Source organism: Kitasatospora sp. MY 5-36, from assembly GCF_001182915.1.
In the GTDB taxonomy this organism is placed as follows: domain Bacteria; phylum Actinomycetota; class Actinomycetes; order Streptomycetales; family Streptomycetaceae; genus Kitasatospora.
Window position 1 is genome coordinate 1 of the sequence record NZ_LFVW01000925.1, and the last position, 3,237, is coordinate 3,237.

General features: G+C 75.7%; 3 protein-coding genes. 2 read left to right on the forward strand and 1 reads right to left on the reverse strand.

The features are described 5' to 3' along the window. Positions 1-4 precede the first annotated feature (4 nt). A complete protein-coding gene (locus AE652_RS38290) occupies positions 5-1,354 on the forward strand; it encodes a class I SAM-dependent RNA methyltransferase (RefSeq protein ID WP_049659998.1) in 1,350 nt (449 codons plus the stop codon). 76 nt (positions 1,355-1,430) lie between these two features. On the opposite strand, the gene AE652_RS38295 is transcribed toward AE652_RS38290, so the two are convergent. After that, the gene (locus AE652_RS38295; RefSeq protein ID WP_143204452.1) at positions 1,431-1,625 is read right to left on the reverse strand and encodes a hypothetical protein; all 195 of its coding nucleotides are present in this window, start codon (positions 1,623-1,625) and stop codon (positions 1,431-1,433) included. 399 nt (positions 1,626-2,024) lie between these two features. On the opposite strand from AE652_RS38295, the gene AE652_RS38300 reads away from it, so the two are divergent. Beyond that, a complete protein-coding gene (locus AE652_RS38300; RefSeq protein WP_049659995.1) occupies positions 2,025-2,975 on the forward strand; it encodes a LysR family transcriptional regulator in 951 nt (316 codons plus the stop codon). The last annotated feature ends 262 nt before the right edge of the window (positions 2,976-3,237 follow it).

The window sequence follows — 3,237 nt, forward strand, 5'->3', positions numbered from 1 at the left end:
GGCGCTGCGCACCGCCGCCGCGCGGCCCTCGCGGCCCGAGGCGCCGTCCGGGGAGCCGCTGGTCGGGCAGCGCTACGAGGTCGAGGTCGGCCCGGTCGCGCACGGCGGCGGGCACTGCGTGGCCCGGCACGAGGGCCGGGTGCTGTTCGTGCGGCACGCGCTGCCCGGTGAGAGGGTCGTCGCGCTGGTGACCGACGGGACCACCACCTCGCGGTTCCTGCGGGCCGACGCGGTGGAGGTGCTGGAGCCCTCCAAGGACCGGATCGAGGCGCCGTGCCCGTTCGCCGGTCCGGGCAAGTGCGGCGGCTGTGACTGGCAGCACGTCACCCCCGGCGGGCAGCGCAAGCTCAAGGCGGCGGTGCTGACCGAGCAGCTGGCCAAGCTGGCCGGGCTCACCCCGGCCGAGGCCGGCTGGGACGGCAGCGTCGAGCCGGTCGGCGGCAAGCTGCCGGCCGGGCAGGTGCCGGCCTGGCGCACCCGGGTGCAGTACACGGTGGACGCCGAGACCGGGAAGGTCGGCCTGCGCAAGTACCGCTCGCACGAGGTGCAGCCGGTGGACCGCTGCCTGATCGCCGCCGAGGGCGTCACCGAGCTGGGCGTCGAGACCCGGGACTGGCCGGGCGTGGCGAGCGTCGAGGTGATCGCCGCGACCGGCTCCTCCGACCGCCAGGTGGTGCTCACCCCGCGCGACGGTGCCCAGCTGCCGCTGGTCGAGCTGGACAAGCCGGTGTCGATCGCCCGGGTGGACGAGCAGGGCGACGTGCACAAGGTGCACGGGCGCGGCTTCGTCCGCGAGCGGGCCGCCGGGCGGACCTGGCGGATCAGCGACGGCGGCTTCTGGCAGATCCACCCGGAGGCGCCGGACACCCTGGTCGACGCGGTGCTGGACGGGCTGGACCCGCAGTGGGGCGAGAGCGCGCTCGATCTGTACTGCGGAGTCGGCCTGTTCGCGGGCGCGCTGGCCGACCGGGTCGGCGAGGACGGCGCGGTGCTCGGCATCGAGTCCGCCAAGCAGGCCGTGGTCGACGCCCGGCACAACCTGGCCGCGCTGGACAACGTGCGGATCGAGTGCGACCGGGTCGAGACGCTGCTGCCGCGCACCGGCATCACCGCCACCGACCTGATCGTGCTGGACCCGCCGCGCTCGGGCGCCGGCCGCGAGACCGTCGCCCACCTGGTCGGCCTGGAGGCGCGCCGGATCGCGTACGTGGCCTGCGACCCGGCGGCGCTCGCCCGGGACCTGAAGTTCTTCCGCGAGGGCGGCTACCGGCCGGTGTCGCTGCGGGCCTTCGACCTGTTCCCGATGACGCACCACTTCGAGTGCGTGGCGATCCTGGAGCCGGCCGGGGAGTGATCCCGGGCGCCGGGAAGGCACGGCAGGAGGCGGTCACCCGTTCGGGGTGGCCGCCTCCGCCGCGTCCGGGGGCCGGCTACTCGTTGTGCTCCTCCTCGTCGACGCTGTGCGGGAGGTCGATGCCGTGCTGGGCGGCGAGCCGCAGGAGCGAGGCGACCCGGCCCTCGTACGCCTGGACGCCGTCGGCGTCCCCTTCGGCCCGGGCCGCCGCGAGGTCCCGGCGGGCCTGGGCGAGCTGCTCGCGCAGCTCCTGATCGAACATGGCTGTCATCGGTCGGCCTCCGCACCGGTCGGCGCCCGCTCGGGGGAACGCAGGGGGTTTTCAGCGTCCCGGACGGTGGGTCGGTCTTCAAGTCCCGCTCCGCCTGGTGGCGGCACGGCGGTGGTGGGCGGGGGCTGGACCGGGGCGGAGGGCAGGTGTGGGCGCGACCGGGCCGGGGCGGAGGGCAGGTGCGGGCGGGTCCGGAGCGGGGCGGAAGGTCAGGCGTCGGCAATGCGCGGGTAAAAGATGGTGCGCGGAGTGCCGTCGGGTCCCGGGAGGGGGCTTGACGAGGCAAATCGCCGGGGCGAAGGTGAGCAGCTGACATGTGATGTGTGCTGTTGCACCGCCCTTGGCGGCAGCCGCCCCGCGCCGTCGGCCGGGGCCGGCCGATGCGTGAGGGGGAGCGTCATGGAGTTGGAGCTGCGGCACCTGCGCGTGGTGTGCGCCATCGCCGACACCGGGAGCGTCGGCCGGGCCGCCGCCCTGCTCGGCGCCTCGCAGCCGGCGACCAGCACCCAGCTGCGCCGGATCGAACGCCACCTGGGCGCCCCGCTGTTCGAACGCACCGCCGCCGGTGTCGCGCCGACCGGCTTCGGGGTGGAGGTGCTGGCCGCCGCCCGGGAACTGCTCACCCGCGCCGACTGCCTGGGCCGCCGCGCGGAGGCTTCGGCCGGGCCCGCCCCGCGCGAGCTGCGGCTGGCGGCCACCAACGCCCCGATCCTGCCCGGGCTGGTCACCAGGGCCCGGCACCAGCGGCCCGGGCAGCGCTTCACCGTGACGTCGGTCTACCGCTCCTCGGACATCGTCGAGCTGCTGGAGCGGGGCGAGGCGGACGTCGCGGTGGCCGTGGACTACCCGGGCCGGGAGCTGTGCCACTCGCCGTCCGTCGCGCACCGCGGCATCGTCACCGAGCCGGTCTTCGTCGCGCTGCCGGCCGGCCACCGGCTGCGGCACCGCACCGAGGTGGCCCTGGCGGACCTCGCGGAGGAGGAGTGGTTCCTGACCCCCGACGACGGGGCCGGCTGGCACGGCGTCTTCCACGGGGCCTGCGCCGCGGCGGGGTTCGCCCCGGCGACCGTCCACGAGTTCCTCGGCGGCCGGCTGGAGCTCCAGGAGATGATCGCCGCCGGGCTCGGCATCTCCGTCGTCCAGGCCACCACCCGGCCGCTCGCGGAGGTGGTGGTCAAGCCGCTGGCGGGGACGCCGATCTGGGTCCGGCAGCTGCTGGTCTGGCGGCCGGCCGGGGTGGGCGGGGAGGTGGTGGAGACGCTGTTCGGGGCGGCCGCCGCGGCGTACCGGGACCTGATCGCGGCCGCGCCGAGCTTCCAGGCATGGGCCGCGCGGACGTACCGGTCGTAGCGGCAGTGGGTGGGGGTCCGTGTTATGGCCGGGCCGGGAGATGTCATATGACCTGTGACATTGTTCTGACCCTCCGTCGCTGGCAGGATCATGACGCGTTCCCCCAACGTCTCGGCAGTCCTCCCAGCGCCTCCCCCACAGGAGAAGGACCCCACCAGTGCGCCCACGGATACCCCTCCCCACCCTGCTGGCCGGCCTCGTGGCCGGCTGCTGCGCCGCCGCCACGCTGCTGCCGGCCACGGCGTCAGCCGCCTCCGCCGCC

Bases quoted from the DNA above. Each gene is read 5' to 3' on its own strand.
- AE652_RS38295 (WP_143204452.1), bottom strand. From the start codon at position 1,625: ATGACAGCCATGTTCGATCAGGAGCTGCGCGAGCAGCTCGCCCAGGCC.
- AE652_RS38300 (WP_049659995.1), top strand. From the start codon at position 2,025: ATGGAGTTGGAGCTGCGGCACCTGCGCGTGGTGTGCGCCATCGCCGAC.